At 65.6% G+C, this 18,500-nt stretch carries 20 protein-coding genes; 13 read left to right on the top strand and 7 right to left on the bottom strand.

The annotated features are described in order from the left end of the window. Window positions 1-110: 110 nt before the first annotated feature. From AC1DVA_RS11425 to AC1DVA_RS11435, 3 genes are all read right to left on the bottom strand, one after another. Window positions 111-773 (bottom strand): dihydrofolate reductase family protein, encoded by a 663-nt coding sequence (locus AC1DVA_RS11425; protein WP_476805992.1) that lies wholly within the window; start codon window positions 771-773, stop codon window positions 111-113. A gap of 140 nt (window positions 774-913) precedes the next feature. Then, window positions 914-2,332, bottom strand: a complete 1,419-nt coding sequence (locus tag AC1DVA_RS11430; protein ID WP_476805993.1) for a pyridoxal phosphate-dependent decarboxylase family protein — start codon at window positions 2,330-2,332, stop codon at window positions 914-916. A 60-nt stretch (window positions 2,333-2,392) separates the two neighbouring features. After that, the gene (locus tag AC1DVA_RS11435; protein WP_265054738.1) at window positions 2,393-3,733 is read right to left on the bottom strand and encodes a dihydroorotase; all 1,341 of its coding nucleotides are present in this window, start codon (window positions 3,731-3,733) and stop codon (window positions 2,393-2,395) included. A 258-nt stretch (window positions 3,734-3,991) separates the two neighbouring features. Between AC1DVA_RS11435 and ygfZ the strand changes: the two genes are divergently transcribed. The 3 genes from ygfZ (at window position 3,992) to AC1DVA_RS11450 (ending at window position 6,273) form a co-directional block, all read left to right on the top strand. Next, window positions 3,992-4,891, top strand: coding sequence for a CAF17-like 4Fe-4S cluster assembly/insertion protein YgfZ (gene ygfZ, locus AC1DVA_RS11440; protein WP_476805994.1), 900 nt, complete (start codon window positions 3,992-3,994; stop codon window positions 4,889-4,891). Beyond that, window positions 4,888-5,529, top strand: a complete 642-nt coding sequence (locus AC1DVA_RS11445) for a DNA-3-methyladenine glycosylase I (protein ID WP_476805995.1) — start codon at window positions 4,888-4,890, stop codon at window positions 5,527-5,529. The genes ygfZ and AC1DVA_RS11445 overlap by 4 nt, the downstream gene beginning before the upstream one ends. A 117-nt stretch (window positions 5,530-5,646) precedes the next feature. After that, entirely contained in the window at window positions 5,647-6,273 is a 627-nt protein-coding gene (locus AC1DVA_RS11450; RefSeq protein WP_476805996.1) for a YfbR-like 5'-deoxynucleotidase, read from the top strand. Here the strand turns inward: AC1DVA_RS11450 and AC1DVA_RS11455 are convergent. Continuing rightward, window positions 6,248-7,546 carry a VWA domain-containing protein gene (locus AC1DVA_RS11455; RefSeq protein WP_476805997.1) on the bottom strand — a complete coding sequence of 433 codons (1,299 nt, stop codon included), beginning with the start codon at window positions 7,544-7,546 and terminating at the stop codon, window positions 6,248-6,250. The two genes, AC1DVA_RS11450 and AC1DVA_RS11455, sit on opposite strands and share 26 nt — an antisense overlap. Window positions 7,547-7,848: 302 nt before the next feature. Between AC1DVA_RS11455 and aceB the strand changes: the two genes are divergently transcribed. Next, the gene (aceB, locus tag AC1DVA_RS11460) at window positions 7,849-9,456 is read left to right on the top strand and encodes a malate synthase A (RefSeq protein ID WP_476805998.1); all 1,608 of its coding nucleotides are present in this window, start codon (window positions 7,849-7,851) and stop codon (window positions 9,454-9,456) included. 65 nt (window positions 9,457-9,521) lie between these two features. On the opposite strand, the gene AC1DVA_RS11465 is transcribed toward aceB, so the two are convergent. Genes AC1DVA_RS11465 through AC1DVA_RS11475 form a run of 3 tightly spaced genes read right to left on the bottom strand, consistent with a single transcriptional unit; the run spans window position 9,522 to window position 10,897 of the window. Next, window positions 9,522-9,683, bottom strand: coding sequence for a hypothetical protein (locus AC1DVA_RS11465; RefSeq protein WP_265054744.1), 162 nt, complete (start codon window positions 9,681-9,683; stop codon window positions 9,522-9,524). Between the two features lie 51 nt (window positions 9,684-9,734). After that, window positions 9,735-10,679, bottom strand: coding sequence for a dihydrodipicolinate synthase family protein (locus tag AC1DVA_RS11470; RefSeq protein ID WP_476805999.1), 945 nt, complete (start codon window positions 10,677-10,679; stop codon window positions 9,735-9,737). Between the two features lie 8 nt (window positions 10,680-10,687). Continuing rightward, a complete protein-coding gene (locus AC1DVA_RS11475; protein WP_265054746.1) occupies window positions 10,688-10,897 on the bottom strand; it encodes a hypothetical protein in 210 nt (69 codons plus the stop codon). 175 nt (window positions 10,898-11,072) lie between these two features. Between AC1DVA_RS11475 and AC1DVA_RS11480 the strand changes: the two genes are divergently transcribed. From AC1DVA_RS11480 to AC1DVA_RS11520, 9 genes are all read left to right on the top strand, one after another. After that, entirely contained in the window at window positions 11,073-12,119 is a 1,047-nt protein-coding gene (locus tag AC1DVA_RS11480) for a DUF3616 domain-containing protein (RefSeq protein WP_265054747.1), read from the top strand. Between the two features lie 5 nt (window positions 12,120-12,124). Further along, window positions 12,125-12,685 carry an NUDIX hydrolase gene (locus AC1DVA_RS11485; RefSeq protein ID WP_476806000.1) on the top strand — a complete coding sequence of 187 codons (561 nt, stop codon included), beginning with the start codon at window positions 12,125-12,127 and terminating at the stop codon, window positions 12,683-12,685. Between the two features lie 158 nt (window positions 12,686-12,843). After that, window positions 12,844-13,743, top strand: a complete 900-nt coding sequence (locus AC1DVA_RS11490) for a hypothetical protein (RefSeq protein WP_265054749.1) — start codon at window positions 12,844-12,846, stop codon at window positions 13,741-13,743. 142 nt (window positions 13,744-13,885) lie between these two features. Further along, a complete protein-coding gene (locus AC1DVA_RS11495) occupies window positions 13,886-14,167 on the top strand; it encodes a metal-sensing transcriptional repressor (RefSeq protein WP_265054750.1) in 282 nt (93 codons plus the stop codon). A gap of 25 nt (window positions 14,168-14,192) precedes the next feature. Further along, window positions 14,193-15,305, top strand: a complete 1,113-nt coding sequence (locus AC1DVA_RS11500) for an S-(hydroxymethyl)glutathione dehydrogenase/class III alcohol dehydrogenase (RefSeq protein WP_265054751.1) — start codon at window positions 14,193-14,195, stop codon at window positions 15,303-15,305. Window positions 15,306-15,505: 200 nt separating this feature from the next. Continuing rightward, window positions 15,506-16,342 carry an S-formylglutathione hydrolase gene (gene fghA / locus AC1DVA_RS11505; protein WP_265054752.1) on the top strand — a complete coding sequence of 279 codons (837 nt, stop codon included), beginning with the start codon at window positions 15,506-15,508 and terminating at the stop codon, window positions 16,340-16,342. 83 nt (window positions 16,343-16,425) lie between these two features. Continuing rightward, complete coding sequence (locus AC1DVA_RS11510) at window positions 16,426-16,836, top strand: low affinity iron permease family protein (RefSeq protein ID WP_476806001.1); 411 nt, start codon at window positions 16,426-16,428, stop codon at window positions 16,834-16,836. 203 nt (window positions 16,837-17,039) lie between these two features. Further along, complete coding sequence (locus AC1DVA_RS11515) at window positions 17,040-17,327, top strand: hypothetical protein (RefSeq protein WP_265054754.1); 288 nt, start codon at window positions 17,040-17,042, stop codon at window positions 17,325-17,327. Window positions 17,328-17,602: 275 nt separating this feature from the next. Next, window positions 17,603-18,451 carry an outer membrane protein gene (locus AC1DVA_RS11520; protein WP_265054755.1) on the top strand — a complete coding sequence of 283 codons (849 nt, stop codon included), beginning with the start codon at window positions 17,603-17,605 and terminating at the stop codon, window positions 18,449-18,451. Window positions 18,452-18,500: the final 49 nt, after the last annotated feature.

The following is an 18,500-nucleotide window of genomic DNA, read 5'->3' on the forward strand; positions in this document are numbered from 1 at the left end:
CAGCTTCGGGAGGCAGGCCGGCAACGTTCACCGCCACCGTCGAAACCCGCTCTCTGACATCACGTCGAACGGGGCGCGCCCGGATCGACAGACCTGAGGAAATATTTTCGCTAGGCTTTGCTCGCCATGCGCTCGCGGCGCGCAAGCTCTGCCCGGCTCGGCTCCGCCTGCGCGAAGGAACCCGTCCTGATCGCGCCGGCGCGCCGGTAGCTCGCGATCACCACGCCTGTCGATGAGACCTTGCTGTCGACCAGCTCGAACGCCGCAGGCAGGGCCCCCTCGTCGAACATCCGCTTGCCCCGGCCGAGTACGATCGGGAAGATCAGCAGGGTGATCTCATCGATCAGGTCATGCTTGAGCAGCGAATGGATGAGCACGCTGCTGCCCTGGATCAACAGCATCGGCCCGTCCTGCTGCTTCAGCCGGGCTAGATCGGCGGGCATGTCGTGCAGGGCCACCGAATTCTGCCAGCTGAGCGGCTCCCTCGACGAGGTCACGACATATTTGGTGGTGCTGTTGAAAGCCTTGGCGATGGGATGGTCCTCCCCCGCATAAGGCCAGTAGGCGGCGAAAATGTCGTAGGTCGTGCGGCCGAGCAGGAGGTCGAAGGGCTGATCGAAGAGCTTGCCGATATGCTGACCCGTGACGTCGTCCGAATAAGGAAAGACCCAACCGCCGAACTCGAAACCGCCGGTCGGGTCCTCCTCGGGCCCACCCGGCGCCTGCATCACGCCGTCGAGCGACAGGAAGGTCGATGCAACGATCTTTCTCATCTCGGTTCTCCTATCCGGGGAGATCGGCAATCGCGGACCGCTCCGCACTCACTGCCGCTTCCCTGCCGACGCGTCGAACGGGCATCGACCAGATCGACAGATGCGCGACGATTTCCATCATCCTGCGCCGCGCTTTCGCCTCATGGGTTCGAGCATGCGCGCCAGGCCGCCCGGATCGCAGCGACGGAGGCGCCGATGTCCTGCGCCGTGGTCGCCCAGCCGATGATCGAGATGCGCATGACCCACTGACCGCGCCAGCGCGCTCCCCCGGCAAAGCAGGTCCCATCGGCCTGCATGCGCGGAATCACCGCCCGGGTCAGCGCATCGGCCTCCTCGACAGGCCTGTCGGCGCCGAACCGGACTAGGACCTGATTCAGGAAGACCTCGTTCAGGATCGCGATGCCGGCCTCGTTCCGCAGGCCGTCCGCCATCTGGCGCGCCAGCCGGCAATGCCGCTCGACCATCTCCACGATGCCCTCGCGGCCGAGATGGCGGATCATCGCCCAGGTCGCGAAGCCGCGCGCGCGTCGCGACAGCTCCGGCACGAAATGACTCGGGTCGCGCTCGCCCTCTGCGGTCTCCGGCAGGTAGCTCGCGCTCGCCGTCATCGCCTTGCGATGGGCGCGGGCATCGCGAACGATCGCGTAGCCGCTGTCATACGGCGTCTGCAGCCATTTATGCCCATCGGTCGCCCAGGAATCGGCCTGCTCTGCGCCCTCTGCCAAGCCGGCCAGCGACGGGCAGGCGCGCGCCCACAATCCGAAGGCGCCATCGACATGCACCCAGGCCCCGCGCGCATGCGCAAGCGCGATCAGCTCCGCGAAAGGGTCGAAGGCGCCGGTGTTGAGCTGCCCGGCCTGTAGCACCGCGATGGTCGGCCCGTCGCAACCGGAGATGGCAGCAGTGAAGCCCTCGACCGTGACGCGCCCCATTTCGTCGGTCGGCACGCGGATGACGCGATCATGGCCGAGCCCCAGCACCTGCAGCGCGGCGAACACCGTCGTATGGGCATCGTCGCCAATCACGACATGGATCGGCGGAGCGCCGAAAAGGCCGTCGGTCTCGACGTCCCAGCCGGCGCGCTGCAGCACCGCACTTCGCGCCGCGGCCAGGCAGACGAGATTGGCGACCGTCGCGCCAGTGACGAAACCGACCGAACAATCTGCGGGAAGCCCCAAGAGATCGAGCAGCCATGATGCAGCAACGCTTTCGGCCGCTGCAGCTGCCGGCGCCGCCTGGTGGTTGCCGGCATTCTGGCCCCAGGCGCTGGTCAGCCAGTCGGCGGCGACGCCGACGGGATGCGATGCGCCGATGACCCAGCCGAAGAAGCGCGGCCCGGTCGTCGCGTGCAATCCGGCCGCGGCCTTGTCCATGAGATCGGCGATCACCGCCTCGGCGGCAAGCCCGGTCTCGGGCGTCTTCTCCGCGAAGACCTCGACCATCTCGCGATAATCGCGCAGGGGCCGTTGCGGGCCATCGCCGATCGCGCCACGGAAAGCCGCCGCGCGCCCGGCGACTTCGTGGAACAGAGCCGCGAGATCCAGATCCCGTTCTGCCATGGTCGCCCCCTGAAAGAGGAGGGCCGACCTTAGGATATCAAGCTGGCGGTTGCGAGCCGCTCAGGCGCCGCGCGGCAGCGCCTCCAGGAAGCGCGCCGGCTCGCCCTGCGACGGGTTCGTCAGCTCGCCCTCCCACATCACCTTGAGGCCGCGCACGAAGGTGCCGACCGGCCAGCCGGTGACGGTGACGCCGTCATAGGGCGTCCAGCCGCATTTCGAGGCGCTCCAGTCGTTGGTGATCGTCTGCCTGCGCTTGAGATCGACGATGGTGAAGTCGGCATCGTAGCCGACCGCGATGCGCCCCTTGCCCTCCAGCCCGAAGATGCGCTGCGGCCCGGCGCTGCTGAGGTCGACGAAGCGCTCCAGCGAGAGGCGCCCGGCATTCACATGGTCGAGCATGATCGGCACCAGCGTCTGCACGCCCGGCATGCCGGAATGGCTCGCCGGATAGGGATGGTGCTTCTCCTCATGCGTATGCGGCGCGTGATCGGAACCGAGCACGTCGACGATGCCCTGCTCCACGCCCCACCAGATGCGCTGTCGATGGCTGTCGTCGCGGATCGGCGGGTTCATCTGGGCGTAGGTGCCGAGCCGCTCGTAGCAATCCGGCGCGACCAGCGTCAGATGGTTCGGCAGCACCTCGACGGTCGCGACATCCTTGTGGTCCTTGAGGAAGACCATCTCGTCCCCGGTCGAGATGTGCAGGATATGCACGCGCGCCCCGGTCTCGCGCGCGATCCGCACCAGCCGCTTCGTGCAGGTCAGCGCCACCTCGGGCGAGCGCCAGACCGGATGGCTCGACGGGTCGCCCTCGACGCGCAAGCCCATGCGCTCGCGCAGCATCGTCTCGTCCTCGGAGTGGAAGGCCGCGCGCCGGCGCGTCCGCTTCAGGATCTCGGCGACGCCCTTGTCGTCCTCCACCAGCAGGTCGCCGGTGGACGAGCCCATGAACACCTTGATGCCGGCCGCGCCCGGCAAACGCTCCAGCTCCGGCACGTCGGCAGCATTCTCATGCGTGCCGCCGACCCAGAACGCGAAATCGCAATGCATGCGATGGCGCCCGCGCCTGATCTTGTCTGCCAGAGCCTCCGGCGTCGTCGTCTGCGGGATCGTGTTCGGCATCTCGAAGACGCAGGTCACGCCACCGAGCGCCGCGGCGCGCGAACCGGTCTCGAGATCCTCCTTGTGGTCGAGCCCTGGCTCGCGGAAATGCACCTGGCTGTCGATCACGCCGGGCAGGATGTGGAGGCCCGTGCAATCGACCGCCTCGCCGGCCGAAGCCCGCGAGAGATCGCCGAGCGCCACGATCTTGCCGCCGGTGATGCCGATGTCGCGGCTGGTGCGGCCATCCTGGTTCACCACGGTGCCGCCCTTGAGGATGACGTCGTAGGTCTGCGGCATGGCTTGTCTCCGGGTGCAAGTTTCGTGGTGAGAACCTCCGCCGTCATCCCGGACAAGCCGCGAAGCGGCGCCGATCCGGGATCCATCGAAGGGCCGCTCGCTCTACGATGGATCCCGGATCTCCGCTTCGCTGCGTCCGGGATGACGGCGGAGGTTGGAAGGCGGATAGAGGGAGTTAGCTTAAACTTCCTGGATAGGCGAGTTGAGAACGTGGGCGAAGCCGCCTACCTATCGGCTCGGTCCGCAGGAGCAGCAGCCATGTCCGCAACCCGATTGATCGACCGTGGCGTCATCCGCGTCAGCGGCGAGGATGCCCGCGATTTCCTGCAGAACCTCGTGACCAACGATCTCGATCCGGTCACGCCGGGCCGGGCCGGCTATGGCGCGCTGCTGACACCGCAGGGCAAGATCATCTGCGATTTCTTCATCCTCGCGTTGTCGCCGGAAGACGGCGGCGGCTTCCTGCTCGACACCCCGCTGCTCCAGACCGCAGACCTGATGAAACGCCTGAAGCTCTATAAGCTGCGCGCCAAGGTTGTGCTGGAAGACCTGACCGAGAAGAGCGCGATCCTCGTCTCGGCTGACGGCGCCCCGCTGCCTGTGGAGGCCGGCTTCGTCTATGACGACCCGCGCCTGCCCGCCCTCGGCCAGCGTGCCATCGCCGATGCCGAAGGGATCGAGGCGCTCGTGATGGCCGAGCCGGATGCCTATCACGCCCGCCGCATCACGCTCGGAATCCCCGCCGGCGGCCGTGATTTCCCCTATGGCGACACCTTCCCGCACGAGGCGCTGCTCGACCAGCTCGGCGGCGTCTCCTTCAAGAAGGGCTGCTATATCGGCCAGGAAGTGGTCTCCCGCATGCAGCATCGCGGCACCGCCCGCACCCGCGTCGTGCCCGTCGTCTTCGACGAAGGCATCGCCACCGAGACCGGAGCCGAGGCGACTGTCGGCGGCAAGCCGCTCGGCACCATCGGCTCGGGCACCGATGGCCGGGCGCTCGCCATGCTCCGCCTCGACAGGCTGGCCGACGCGCTCGCCGCCGGCACGGCACCGCTCGGCGGCGGCCTCGCCTTCCATCTCGCGGAAAAGCCTGCCTTCATCCGCTTCCCCTTCCCCGGCGAGCCCGGCTTCGGAGCCGCCGCAGGGGTCGCCCTATGAGCCAGGCCAATGCCTTGAGCGAGGAGCGCATCGCGATCGAGGGAGCGGACGGCAAGTTCCGCTGCCGCTGGCCGGGCACCGACCCGCTCTATCTCGCCTATCACGACACCGAATGGGGCGTGCCGGAATACGATTCCCGCGCACTCTGGGAGAAGCTGATCCTCGACGGCTTCCAGGCCGGCCTGTCCTGGATCACCATCCTGCGCAAGCGCGATGCCTTCCGCGCCGGCTTCGCCGGTTTCGAGCCCGAGACCGTCGCCCGCTTCACCGAGGTCGATGTGCAGCGCCTGCTCGCCGACCCCGGCATCATCCGCCACCGCGGCAAGATCGAAGGCACGATCAAGAGCGCCCAGGCCTATCTGAAGGTCAGCGAACACGAGCCCTTCGCCGATTTCCTCTGGAAGCATCTCGACGGGCGCGTGCTGCAGAACAGCTTCCGCGCCCAAGGAGAAGTCCCGACCCAGACCAAGCTGTCGGAGACGATCTCGAAGGAGCTCAAGAAGGCCGGCTTCACCTTCTGCGGCCCGACCATCATCTACGCCTTCATGGAGGCGTGCGGGCTGGTCAACGACCACCTGACCGGCTGCTTCCGCTATACCGAATGCGCCGCGCTCGCCCGCGAAAGCCGTGCGGCATGATGATGGTGGACGGCTCCCTTCCAGCCCTCATCCTGAGGAGCCGCGAAGCGGCGTCTCATGGAGCGCTCGCCAGGATGAGGGCTCGTGAAGCGGGCTCTGCGGTGGCAGGTTTCTGACATGGCCCGCAAGCCCGAACCGCCGCGCGCCTGGCAGCGCATGCTCTCGGGCCGCCGGCTCGACCTGCTCGATCCCTCGCCGCTCGACATCGAGATCGAGGACATCGCCCATGGCCTTGCCCGCGTTGCGCGCTGGAACGGCCAGACGCATGGAGCGCATTCCTTTTCGGTCGCGCAGCATTGCCTCCTGGTCGAGGCGATCGCCGGCCACCTCAACCCGGATTGGAGCAATGCCTGGCGCCTGATGGCGCTGCTGCACGATGCGCCGGAATATGTGATCGGCGACATGATCTCACCGTTCAAGGTGGTGATGGGCGATGCCTACAAGAGCGTCGAGCTGCGCCTGCTCGCGGCCATCCATCTGCGCTTCGGCCTGCCCGTGACGACGCCAGCGGTCCAGAAGCGCAAGACGAAGGAGGCCGACACGATCGCCGCCTTCTTCGAAGCCACGCGGCTCGCAGGCTTCGCCCGCGAGGAGGCGCTGAAATTCTTCGGCCGGCCGCAGGCGCTGCCTGCCGAAATCCTTGCTTGGCTCGATCCGCTCGACACCGAGACGGCGCAGGCGCGCTTCCTGGCGCGCTTCGCCGAACTCGGCAGCGGGCTCAATGCGTCAGACGCACCGCGCTGATCTCATTGGCGATCGTCCTGAAGACGGGATCGAGCTGCGAGGCGCTCGTCACCTCGTAGTACATCTCCGGCTTGCTGGCGCATTCCTTCAGTAGCGCGGCATCGCCGTCGATCACGCGGATCGTGTAGAGATTGATGCCCGCGGACTTGGCATTCGCGCAGGCCAACCTGGTGCGATCATCGATAGCGTTGCCGGACTTCGTGAAGCGGTTTTCCGTATTGTCGCCATCGGTCAGCAGGATCATGTACTTCTTGAGCCGCGGCTCGGTCGTGGGCTTCGCTTCGGTAAAGGGCGCGCTCTGCGACAAGGTCGCCCAACCCCATACAGCACCGATCGTGACGTTCGTGTTGCCGACGGGGGTCATGGTGTCGATGCGCGCTTCCAGAGCCGTCCAGTCGGAAGACAGGGGCATGATCTCGGCCAGCGAAGACTGGCTGCACCAATAGGCCGGGTACTGCTGGGCGATCGCCGAATACGACCCGCCATCGGTCGTGTCATAGTTCTGGTCGCGATCGGTAATGCAACCCTGGCTTGACTGCGACCAAGTCGATTTCGTCATCGTCTCGGTGTCACAAACCTGAACCCACTTGTTGTTCTTCCACTCATCGCGGCAATTGACCTGCCGCGTCAGGCCATAGCGCATCCACTGCTCGTCCTTGAAGGACCGCGCGATACGAACCTGTGTGTTGAACGGGACAATCGAGACACGAATCTGATCCGTCTCGATCGCGGCGTCCTTCATGATCTTGAGGAGACTCTTCGCGGCCRTCTTCAGGTTGGTCATCTTGCTCGAGTTGGACATGGAGCCGGTATTGTCCAGCGCCAGCGCGAGCTCGATCTTGTTGGTTCCCCAGGTCGACTGGCTGTCGCTGGCGACCGCGATGTATTGAGGGCCGAGCACACGGCCGATCGTCGTCGGCACATTGGAGTTCGCCGAGATCTTGATCGTCCGCGCGGTGCGGTCGATCACCACCGTCGCGCCGGCGAACTCGCTCTTCGCGCTTGCCGGGAGATTGTCGCGGATCCAGAGATCGACGCGCTCCTTGAGTTGCCCGTCGGTCAGCTTCTGGGCATCGCGCGCCGCCATCAGCGAAGCGGAATCGATTGCCGAACTGAGGGCCTGGCGGGCGTTGCTGGCGCGCGAATAGTCGACGGTGATGCCGAGGATACCGACCAGCGGGAGCGTCAGGAATCCGGCCATGACCAGCACGTTGCCACGCTGGTCGCGGCGGAACCGCCGCATCATCTCGGAAAGGAAAGCGACCTTGAACATATCATCTCATCCTGGGCCGGATTGCCGCATTCAGCCGGATAAGCGTTGAGGCTCGGAACTTACGAATTGCTAAAACCGATTCATGGAACTCGGTCCTATCTGCACATTTTGAGAGGAAACAATGTGCCGTTGCGTCATCTGCCGATCTGAGTGAACCGCTCGGCAACCACTGGTTGCATTTATCGGTTTCTTTCACGCGACGATCATTTATTCCTGCATGGAACAAGTCATCGTCATTTTTTCTGCATTTCGAAAAGAAACGTTTCGCGAAACAATGCCCTGACGTGATCGGAGGAGCAGCCATGTCGGACACCCCCACCCTCTCCCTGCCGCAAGGTGTCGTCATCAAGGGCGCCGTGCGGACGCGCTTCGACGAGATTCTCACGCCCGAGGCGCTGGCCTTCGTCGCGGACCTGCATCGCCGTTTCAACGAAACGCGCAAACGCCTGCTCAGCCTGCGGGCCGAACGGCAGAAGCGCTTCGATGCCGGCGAGACGCCGGACTTCCTGGCTGAAACAAAGCATATCCGCGAGGGCGACTGGACCGTCGCGCCGATCCCGGCAGACCTGCTCGACCGCCGCGTCGAGATCACCGGCCCGGTCGATCGCAAGATGATCGTCAACGCGCTGAATTCCGGCGCCAAGGTTTTCATGGCCGATTTCGAGGATGCCTCCTCGCCGGTCTGGGCCAACATGGTCGAAGGCCAGCTCAACCTTCGGGATCGCTGGGCGGGCAAGATCGACTTCACCGATCCCACGAACGGCAAGGACTACAAGCTCGGCGCCAAGCCCGCCGTCCTCATCATCCGCCCGCGCGGCTGGCATCTGCCGGAGCGCCATATCGAGATCGACGGCGAGGRGGCTTCCGGTTCCCTGGTCGATTTCGGGCTCTATGTCTTCCACAACGCCAAGGCCGCGCTTGCGGCCGGCTCCGGCCCGTATTTCTACCTGCCGAAGCTGGAAAGCCATCTCGAGGCCCGGCTCTGGAACGACGTCTTCGTTGCCGCGCAATCGGCGCTCGAACTGAAGATCGGCACGATCAAGGCGACCGTCCTGATCGAGACGCTGCCGGCCGCCTTCGAGATGGACGAGATCCTCTACGAACTGCGCGAGCACATGGCCGGGCTGAACTGCGGCCGCTGGGACTACATCTTCTCCTTCATCAAGAAGCTCGCCCGCAACAAGGCCTATGTCCTGCCCGACCGTTCCCAGGTCGTGATGTCCCAGGCCTTCCTGCGCGCCTATTCGCTGCTGCTGATCAAGACCTGCCACAGGCGCGGCGCCTTCGCGATGGGCGGCATGGCGGCGCAGATCCCGGTCAAGAACAACCCCGAGGCCAATGCCGCCGCCTTCGCCAAGGTCAAGGCCGACAAGGAGCGCGAAGCTGGCAACGGCCATGACGGCACCTGGGTCGCCCATCCCGACCTTGTTCCGGTCGCGATGGAGGTGTTCGACCGGCTGATGCCGCAGGCCAACCAGCTCGGCAACAAGCGCGACGACGTCGATATCGGCACGGAGGACCTGCTGGAGGTCCATCAGGGCACCCGGACCGAGGAAGGCTTCCGCGAGAACATCCGCGTCGGCGTGCAGTATATCGAGGCTTGGCTGCGCGGCCGCGGCGCCGTGCCGATCTACAACATGATGGAGGACGCCGCGACCGCCGAGATCAGCCGCGCCCAGATCTGGCAGTTCGTCCAGTACGGGGTCGCGCTCGAAGGCGGTGTGACGGCCGACGCCGCCCTGTTCAAGCGCTGCCTGTCCGAGGAGATGGAGCGGGTGAAGGGCGAGCTCGGTGCCGAGAACTACGCCAAGGGCCGCTTCCCGGAGGCGATCGCGCTGTTCGAGACGCTGTCGCTCGCACCGAACTTCGAGGACTTCCTCACCGTCCCGGCCTACGCCAAGCTGGGCTGAAGCCGGGTCCGGTCAGTCGATCGAGGGCGCCGCTGCCAAGCGGCGCCCTTTTTCTTTCGCACTGGTCAGCGCAGATGCCACCAGACCCGGCCGCCAATGATCACAGCGAGCAGGACGACCGACCCGAAGAGATGCAACAGATCGGTTTTCCACCCGCCGGCAGAAGAATGCCGGACACTGTTGTAGATCGCCTCGCGACGGCGGCGATAGGTTCCGATCATCACCATTGAAGCCTCCATCTGATCGCTTCGGCGCTTCGGCGCCTCGTCTTTGGTGGTTCAGGCCCGGCGGGGCCTTGCCGGCGCGCCGGCCTGCACGGCCGCCATCGCGGTGCCGGCGAGCGGACGCGGCAGGTCCTCGATCGCCTCTCGAACGAGGGCCGCGAGTTCCGGGCGCGCGGGAGCGAGCGGAGCGCGGCAAGCCGCGCCCACCTCGGGATGCAGCATCGACAAGGCGAGCTTGACGAGGACCGGATCGGGCTCCCGGGCGAGCAGATCGAGCAGCGGGACCAGGCGTCGCTGCAGGATCTGCGCCTGCCCGTAGAACTCGGAGCGCGCGGCGCTCTCCAGCCGCGCCAGCCAGTGCGGTGCGAGATTGCCGACGCTGGTGATGGCCCCGCACCCTCCCGCGAGCAGATAGGACGGGATGGTTTCGGCCGCGCCGGTCAGCCGCATGAAGCGGCGGTCGCGGAGGCGGGCGATCCGGTCGCAGCGGACGAGATCCCCACGTCGCTCGAGGATGCCGACGATGTTCGCGGCACCTTCCAGTGCCTCCAGCGTCTCCGGCGCGATCTCGACGCCGCAGCGATCCGGGTCGTTGTCGAGGATGATTTCGAGCCCGGTCGCCTGCGCGGCCGCCAGAGCGTGGGCGGCGAGGCCTGCCTGCGTCGGCCGGTTGTAGTAGGGCATGCGCAGCAGCAGGGCCGAAGCGCCCGCCCGCTCGGCAGCAGCGATCTCGGCGACCGTCTCGGCCGTGGCATAGCTCCCGACGGCGGCGATCACCGGGAAATGCTTGCCGGCGATGTGGCGGGCGGCGGCGCAGAGCTCAAGGCGCTCGGTCGCGCTCAGCGTCGGGCTCTCGCCCGTCGCGGTTCCGATCACGACGCCATCGGCGCCCTGCGCGATCTGCCAGTGAATGAGGCGTTCCAGCGCGCCATGGTCGATCGCGTCCTCGTCGAACGGCGTGACCAGCGCGGTGAACATGCCATGAAGCCAGTGGTTCATGACGCGGCTCAGAGCAGCCGCAGCGTCTTTGCCGTCATGCGGACGGCGCGCGGCCTGTGGCCGGTCTCGAACGCCGCATAGCGCAGCGCTGCACTGCGATCCGCGAAGATGCCGCCGCCTCGACCATGGGTCTCGACGGCAAGCCAATGACCTTCGACATCGCGCCCGATCAGAAATGCGAGCGGATGACGGAAGGATTTGGAGGGGATACTGAGCATTGTCCTGTTTCCCGAACGGTCTCCTAGACCGCACGGACAAGGTATTTTCGCCGCCATAGCCATTCGAGAAGGGGCGAGGGGCGACAACATCAAGGATGCATAAAGGTCGCGGCCTGGCTTTTGACTTCCGCGGACCACTCGCGCTCAATCCGCCCTTCTCTCCTGGATTCGCCGCATGCGCTCACGTTTTCTTCCCGCCTTTGCCGTTGCGCTGCTCGGCATCTCCCTTGCCCAGGCGGCGACACTCGTTCCCGAACAGCGCTTCAAGGCCTTGGCCGATTTCTCCGCCCGCAAGCCAGGCAAGCCGGCGCGGGATGTCAGCGGCCTCGCCTGCATGCCCGTCGCCAACGGTGCCCAGCGCTGTCTGCTGATCAATGACGAGGGCGCCTTCGCCCAGTTCGCCGGGATCGCCGAGAATCGCATCACGCCCGGCGCCACCCTGCCGATCATCGGCACGGAAGCCTCGCCCGATACGCTCGGACAGCCACCGCAAGGCATCTGCCGGACGGCCGGCCGCTTTGCGGAACTCGATGGCGAGGCCGTCGCCTATGCAGACCATGCATTCTATGTGGCGGGCTCGCATGGCTGCTCGCGCACCAAGGGCGAGTTCCGCCTCTCTGCTTTCCACCTGGCGCGGATCAAGGTCGATGCCGAAGGCGCACCCACCGGCCGGGTCGAATTGACCTATCGCCTTAGCGACATGCTGCGCCGCGCCGGCGAGGCCGGCGCCTTCTTCGGCAAGAGCCTGATGGACGCCAACGGCCTCAACGTCGAAGGCATCGCGGTGGCCGGCGATACGCTCTGGGCAGGCCTGCGTGCGCCCTCTCTCGGCAATCGCAGCTTTCTCGTCGGCGCCTCGCTCGAAGCCCTGTTCGCGCCGGGTCGCGCCCCCGCGACCGAAGCCCCGAAGGTCGTCGCCTTGCCCGCCGGGCCTGACCGCGGCATTCGCGATCTCGCGCTGCTGCCCGACGGCCGGCTGCTCGTGCTGCTCGGCCCCGCGCAGGAGCAGTCGCTTCCCTATTCCTTGATGCTGGTCGATATCATCAGGCTCGAGAATACCCGGCTGCTTGGCGATCTACCTGCCCGCAGCGGCGGCAAGGCCGAATCGCTGACGCTGCTGGCGCAGGACCGCACCTCGCTCACGGTTCTGATCGGCTATGACGGCCCCAAGAACGGTCATTTCGAATCCTATCGCCTGCCACTGCCGGCCGGGACGCGCTGAACGCGATGGACTTCAACGCCCGCCTTGCCCATGCCGTCGAACGTTACCGTGCTGACATCGCCGGCCCTCGCGAACATCTCTCCCTGTTGCGCTGGCAGATGGCGCAGAGTCACGCCCTGGACAGGCGCGACACCTTTCCCGGCCACCTCACTACCAGCGCCTTCGTGCTATCCCCGGACCATGCACAGGTCCTGCTGATCGACCATGGCGTGATCGGCCGCTGGCTCCAGCCCGGCGGCCATTGGGAGGAGGCCGAGCACTTCCATCTTTCCGCGGCGCGCGAAGCCGAGGAGGAAACCGGCGTCCACGGCCTGACGCTCCACCCCTGGCACGGCGGCGGAGACTTGCCCTTCACGATCGACAGCCACGATGTGCCCGGCAAGCCCTCTCGCGGCGAGCCCGATCATGTCCATCACGATCTGCAGTATCTTTTCCTCGCCGACCCCGCCCGGCCGCTCGTCGCACAGATCGAGGAGGTCCATGCCGCCGCCTGGAAGCCGATCGAGGCGCTGGCCGGCATCGCGCCGCGGGCACTGGAACGGCTTTCAACCGTTCCGAAACGCTGACTGTTGCAGCGCAACAACATCTGGCGGGATTGCGAAAACGCCTATGGCTCTTTTATCGCGCCGATCTCGGGCTCGCGACATGGTTCATTCGAGGATGAATTAGATAATGCAACTGATTTGCAATAGCGTATTGATCCGTGACTTCTGCGGAGTTTCCCATGTCTTCGAAAACCCTAGCTTTCGCCCTGATTGCCGCCGCAACCGCGGCTCCCGCCTTCGCCGCCGACCTGACTTACCGCAAGGCCACCCTTGCGCCGGCACCGGTGGTCTCCGCCTGCGTGGATGAGGAAGGCATCCCGACCGATGCCTTCGGCTTCACCACCGGCTCCGATGTCGCCAGCGTCGGCTCCTTCGGCCCGAGTCTCACCTATAACGGCGCCTTCGGCACGCGGACCGGCAGCTCGAACGGACATGGGCTCACCCTGCAGGGCTCCTACGGCCTCTTCCCCTGCTTCGAGGTCGGCCCCTATGTGCTGGGTTCCTTCAGCAACGCCTCGGCCGGCGGCATCAGCGCCGACGAGCGCGCATTCGGCGCTGGTGTCGAGATGAAGTACCGCCTCCTCGGGCGCGACATGCACGGGCTCGGCCTCACCCTTGTCCTGGATCCGAGCTTCAACCGTGCGGATCCCGACGGCGCCGGCCGCTTCACCACCTACAACACCGGCCTGCGCATCTTCGCTGACAAGGCGCTGATCCCGGGCAAGCTCTACGCCGCGCTCAACCTCTCGCAGGATCTGACCTGGACCGGCCCCTCGCCCTACCAGCGCTCCTCGACCTTCACGGTCGGCGGCTCGCTCGCCTGGCAGGTCCTGGACGGGCTCTATCTGAGCGGCGAAGTCCGCCACATGCGCGCCCATAACGATCTCGGCTTCGGCAACGAGTCGGGCTATGCCACTTTCGCCGGTCCCGGCGTGTTCTGGCAGGCGACCAAGCAGCTCGCCCTCTCCGCCGCCTACAACATCCAGGTCGCGGGCAAGGCCAAGGACCAGCCGGGCGATCTCGACCTGACCAATTTCAGCCAGCATCTCGTCAAGGTGAAGCTCGGATACAGCTTCTGACCCCGGTCGGAATTAAACGCCTGCGCAGGGGCGGCATCGGCAACGCTGCCGCCCTTTTCCGTTGCCGTCGTGCTGTCTGCGTTGACATACTCCCCCTGAGTACCTAGCGTCGCGTCCGGATCGAACCCCTTGGCGCCCTCGCATGCCTCATACGCCTGAAGAGAAGAAGCGCGCCGTCACGCGGCTGCGCCGGATCAGGGGGCAGACCGACGCCCTGATCGCGGCCGTGGAGCGCGGCGAGGAATGCGGCGCCCTGCTGCAGCAGCTCGCGGCGCTGCGCGGTGCCGCGACGGGGCTGATGGCCGAGGTCCTCGAAAGCCATCTGCGCGAGACCATGGCCCGCCCGGCCGAGGCCGCGAAGGCGGAAGCCGGAGACGACGAGATCGCCGCGATCATGCGGGTCATCCGCCCCTATCTGAAATGAACGCTCGAAAAGAAGGAACCGCCCGATGAAGACCCGTGCAGCCGTTGCCTGGGAAGCCGGCAAGCCGCTCACCATCGAAACCATCGAGATCGGCGGGCCCAAGGCCGGCGAGGTCCTCGTCGAGGTGATGGCCACCGGCATCTGCCACACCGACGCCTACACGCTGTCGGGCCTCGATTCGGAGGGCAAATTCCCGGCGATCCTCGGCCATGAGGGCGCCGGCATCGTGCGCGAGGTCGGCGCCGGCGTCACCACGCTGAAACCCGGCGATCACGTCATCCCGCTCTACACGCCGGAATGCCGCAACTGTAAGTCCTGCCTGTCGCGCCGGACCAACCTCTGCACCTCGATCCGCGCCACCCAGGGCCAGGGCGTCATGCCGGACGGCACCTCGCGCTTCTCCTGCGACGGCGGCGAAGTGTTCCACTACATGGGTTGCTCGACCTTCGCGAACTTCACCGTGCTGCCCGAGATCGCGCTCGCCAAGGTCCGTGAGGACGCGCCCTTCGACAAGATCTGCTACATCGGCTGCGGCGTCACCACCGGCATCGGTGCCGTCATCTACACGGCCAAGGTCTGGCCGGGCGCCAATGTCGTGGTCTTCGGCCTCGGCGGCATCGGCCTCAATGTGATCCAGGGCGCCCGCATGGTCGGCGCCGACAAGATCATCGGCGTCGACATCAACCCGGCCAAGCAGGAGATGGCGCGCAAGTTCGGCATGACCGACTTCATCAACCCCAAGGAGATCGGCAACGACAAGGTCGTGCAGGCGATCGTCGACCTCACCGGCGGCGGTGCCGACTTCTCCTTCGACGCCACCGGCAATATCAATGTGATGCGCCAGGCGCTGGAGTGCTGCCATCGCGGCTGGGGTGAATCGATCGTCATCGGGGTCGCCGAGGCCGGCAAGGAGATCGCCACCCGGCCGTTCCAGCTCGTCACCGGCCGCGTCTGGAAGGGCACGGCTTTCGGCGGCGCGCGCGGGCGCACCGACGTGCCGAAGATCGTCGACTGGTACATGGAGGGGAAGATCAACATCGACGACCTGATCACGCACAAGCTGAGCCTGGACGAGATCAACCACGGCTTCGACCTCATGCATGAGGGCAAGTCGATCCGGAGCGTGGTGGTCTACTGAGGCGCCGCTTTCTGGCCTTATCCATAGGGCACGGAAACACGGCGTCATCCCGGACAAGCGGCACAGCCGCGCCGATCCGGGATCCATCATAGGGCTCGACCGCACTCTACGATGGATTCCGGATCTCCGCTTCGCTGCGTCCGGAATGACGGCGCGGGTGTAATTGCCCTGCCGCGGAAGCTCGATCGAAAGGACACCGCATGGAACTCCTCTCCTCCTCGAAGGCCTTCGGCGGCTCACAGCGCGTCTACCGTCACGAAAGCACGGCCTGCGCCTGCCCGATGAACTTCGCGATCTACCTGCCGCACCAGATCGAGGACGGGCCGGTGCCCGTGCTCTGGTATCTGTCGGGGTTGACCTGCACGCATCAGAACGTCGTGGACAAGGGCGAGTACCGCGCCGCCGCCGCCGCCAACGGCATCGCGATCATCTGCCCGGACACCAGCCCGCGCGGCGAGAACATTCCCGATGAGCCGGACAACTGGCAGTTCGGTTCCGGCGCCGGCTTCTATCTCGACGCCACGCAGGAGCCCTATGCCCGCAACTACCGGATGGAGAGCTATATCCGCGACGAGCTCCCGGCCCTCGTCGCCAAGAACTTTCCTCTCGACATGAGCCGGCAGGGCATCTTCGGCCATTCCATGGGTGGGCATGGCGCGATCACGCTGGCGCTGAAGAATCCGGATCGCTACCGCTCGGTCTCCGCTTTCGCCCCTATCGCCCAGCCTTCGACCGCCGGCTGGTCGCGCCCAGCCTTCCAGAAATATCTCGGCCCGGACGAAACGACCTGGCGCGCCTACGACTCGACCTTGCTGATCGCGGACGGACATCGCATCCCCGATCTCCTGGTCGATCAGGGCACAGCCGACGGCTTCCTCGAAGAGGGCCTGCGCCCGCAGCTGCTCGAGATAGCCTGCGCCACGGCCGGCATCCCGCTGCAGCTGACGATGCGGGACGGCTACGATCATTCCTACAGCTTCATCTCGACCTTCATGGCGCAGCATGTCGCCTGGCACGCCGAGCGTCTGGTCGCCTAGTCGGTTCGCATAGCGGGAACGGTCGCTTCTCGGCTGCGTTGGGGCTGTCAGGACAGCCTTGATCGGCACGGGGGAATTTCACCATGGCCAAGCGCCGTCTGCCGCAAAGCGACCGCTCGCTCTTCACCCGCCTTTCGCAATGGGTCGCTCATTGGGCCGGCAAGCCGCAGACCTTCTTCGGCGCCGGCGCCCTCATCTTGGTGTGGGCACTTTCCGGGCCGATCTTCAGCTTCAACGACACCTGGCAGCTCGTCATCAACACCTCGACCACCATCGTCACTTTCCTGATGGTCTTCATCATCCAGAACAGCCAGAACCGCGACACGGCGGCGATGCAGATCAAGCTCGATGAGCTGATCTGGAAGCTGGAGGGCGCGCGCGAAGAGCTGCTCGATCTCGAAGAGCTGGATGAAGAGAAGATCGAAAAGATCCGCCAGGAATTCGAGGACATGGCGGCCAAGGCCCGCAAGGCGGCCGGTAAGCCCGCGAGCTAAGCACCCGCGCGAACAGCCGGCTCTCGCCTGCGTAGCGACGGGGCCCGTGGCCAGCATCGCTACCGGCGAGGGAAGAACATGCCAGGGTGGAATTTCTCTTCCCCTTTGCCCCCCTGCGAAATAGTTCATCCAAATGAAGGATGTGACTTAAGGTAATTTAGGGCCACATCTCGCCGGGGGGCCAAATGGGGCGTGGCCTATCGATGGCGGATTTGCAGATCGCTCACGTCAATGAGTGCGGAAACTATTTCGTGATCGTTCCGGTCGAGAGTTCTTTCGGGACGCAGACGCGCGTCGCCCAGGAAGCGGCTATCGACAGAATGCGGCTTGCCGCGATGTCCGCGCGCCTTAGCGGCACCGTCGTTCCGGTCTGGGAGGACGGCGACAGGCTGGTTTTCCGCGCGCCGCAACGCTTTCACAGCTTCTTCAGGAGCATGTCGCTGTCGCTCATCCGCAGCAAGCTGAACGCGACCTTGACCTGTCAGGGGTAGGAGCGCCTGTTCCGCGCCACCGCATCGCCCTGACAGACCGGCAGTCACCGCCGGAGCCTGGCGCAAATTCGGCCGCCAGCGTTCGCACCTTCGCTTCTACCCCGCCAGCAGACTGGAAATAGTGAAGTTCCGTTAACATTCGCGGCTATCTTCAGGCAAAAGTAAGGTTAGCCGTTAGGGTTAATGGTCATTTAAGAAATCTCTGCCAAGGTCCTTCCTGTTGGTAACTCGCGCGGGCTGCGTTTTTGCGCCGCGCAAACGCGAAGGACACTGCCATGGGCAGCCTGAAAACTCTCGCGCTGGCGGGCGGCTTGGCCCTCGGCGCATCCGCCGCGGCCCATGCTGCCGATCTTGCCTATGCCCCGCCGCCCCCGCCGGAGCCGCTTGGCCTCAAGGGCACCATCTCCAGCGGCTTCTATCTGCGCGGCGATATCGGCGTCGGCGTCCAGACCATCGGCAGGTACCACCAGGACGACGTCGTCCAGTTCGGCGGCAGCTTCTTCGGCCAGACCGATAATTCGGCCTTCTTCGCCGGCCTCGGCGTCGGCTATCGCTTCAACAACTGGCTGCGCTTCGACATCACCGGCGAATATCGCGGCTCGTCGTCGATCGGGGTGAACGACATCGTTTTCAACCCCTTCATCAACGACAACCAGACCAACACCTACAAAGGCAACCTGTCTTCGCTGGTCACCCTGTTCAACGGCTATTTCGACCTCGGCACCTGGAACTGCCTGACGCCCTATATCGGCGCCGGCATCGGCTTCTCCCAGAACCGCATCAGCGGTCTGACCGATCAGGGCTCCGTCGCCGGCTTCCCGACGCTTGGCTATGCCAGCAACGGCACCAAGACCGATCTCGCCTGGGCACTCATGGCCGGCCTCGGATACGAGGTGAACAAGAACCTCACGCTCGAGTTGGGCTACCGCTATCTCAACCTCGGCGACGCCCAGTCAGGCCGGATCGTCAACGCCTTCAACGGCGATATCTACGCCCCGCTCAAGTCCAGGAACATCGACAGCCACGATTTCCGCATCGGCATGCGCTGGAACTTCGGCGATCCGAACTGCTGCGGCACGCCGGAGCCGGTCGCCTACGCGCCGCCGGTCGTGCGCAAGTACTGACACGGCCTCCACAAGCTGCAACCGAACGGCGCGGATCACTTCCGCGCCG

The organism is Allobosea sp. P4_C6, assembly GCF_056402015.1.

Bases quoted from the DNA above. Each gene is read 5' to 3' on its own strand.
- AC1DVA_RS11425 (WP_476805992.1), bottom strand. From the start codon at position 773: ATGAGAAAGATCGTTGCATCGACCTTCCTGTCGCTCGACGGCGTGATG.
- AC1DVA_RS11430 (WP_476805993.1), bottom strand. From the start codon at position 2,332: ATGGCAGAACGGGATCTGGATCTCGCGGCTCTGTTCCACGAAGTCGCC.
- AC1DVA_RS11435 (WP_265054738.1), bottom strand. From the start codon at position 3,733: ATGCCGCAGACCTACGACGTCATCCTCAAGGGCGGCACCGTGGTGAAC.
- ygfZ (WP_476805994.1), top strand. From the start codon at position 3,992: ATGTCCGCAACCCGATTGATCGACCGTGGCGTCATCCGCGTCAGCGGC.
- AC1DVA_RS11445 (WP_476805995.1), top strand. From the start codon at position 4,888: ATGAGCCAGGCCAATGCCTTGAGCGAGGAGCGCATCGCGATCGAGGGA.
- AC1DVA_RS11450 (WP_476805996.1), top strand. From the start codon at position 5,647: ATGGCCCGCAAGCCCGAACCGCCGCGCGCCTGGCAGCGCATGCTCTCG.
- AC1DVA_RS11465 (WP_265054744.1), bottom strand. From the start codon at position 9,683: ATGGTGATGATCGGAACCTATCGCCGCCGTCGCGAGGCGATCTACAAC.
- AC1DVA_RS11470 (WP_476805999.1), bottom strand. From the start codon at position 10,679: ATGAACCACTGGCTTCATGGCATGTTCACCGCGCTGGTCACGCCGTTC.
- AC1DVA_RS11475 (WP_265054746.1), bottom strand. From the start codon at position 10,897: ATGCTCAGTATCCCCTCCAAATCCTTCCGTCATCCGCTCGCATTTCTG.
- AC1DVA_RS11480 (WP_265054747.1), top strand. From the start codon at position 11,073: ATGCGCTCACGTTTTCTTCCCGCCTTTGCCGTTGCGCTGCTCGGCATC.
- AC1DVA_RS11485 (WP_476806000.1), top strand. From the start codon at position 12,125: ATGGACTTCAACGCCCGCCTTGCCCATGCCGTCGAACGTTACCGTGCT.
- AC1DVA_RS11490 (WP_265054749.1), top strand. From the start codon at position 12,844: ATGTCTTCGAAAACCCTAGCTTTCGCCCTGATTGCCGCCGCAACCGCG.
- AC1DVA_RS11495 (WP_265054750.1), top strand. From the start codon at position 13,886: ATGCCTCATACGCCTGAAGAGAAGAAGCGCGCCGTCACGCGGCTGCGC.
- AC1DVA_RS11500 (WP_265054751.1), top strand. From the start codon at position 14,193: ATGAAGACCCGTGCAGCCGTTGCCTGGGAAGCCGGCAAGCCGCTCACC.
- fghA (WP_265054752.1), top strand. From the start codon at position 15,506: ATGGAACTCCTCTCCTCCTCGAAGGCCTTCGGCGGCTCACAGCGCGTC.
- AC1DVA_RS11510 (WP_476806001.1), top strand. From the start codon at position 16,426: ATGGCCAAGCGCCGTCTGCCGCAAAGCGACCGCTCGCTCTTCACCCGC.
- AC1DVA_RS11515 (WP_265054754.1), top strand. From the start codon at position 17,040: ATGGCGGATTTGCAGATCGCTCACGTCAATGAGTGCGGAAACTATTTC.
- AC1DVA_RS11520 (WP_265054755.1), top strand. From the start codon at position 17,603: ATGGGCAGCCTGAAAACTCTCGCGCTGGCGGGCGGCTTGGCCCTCGGC.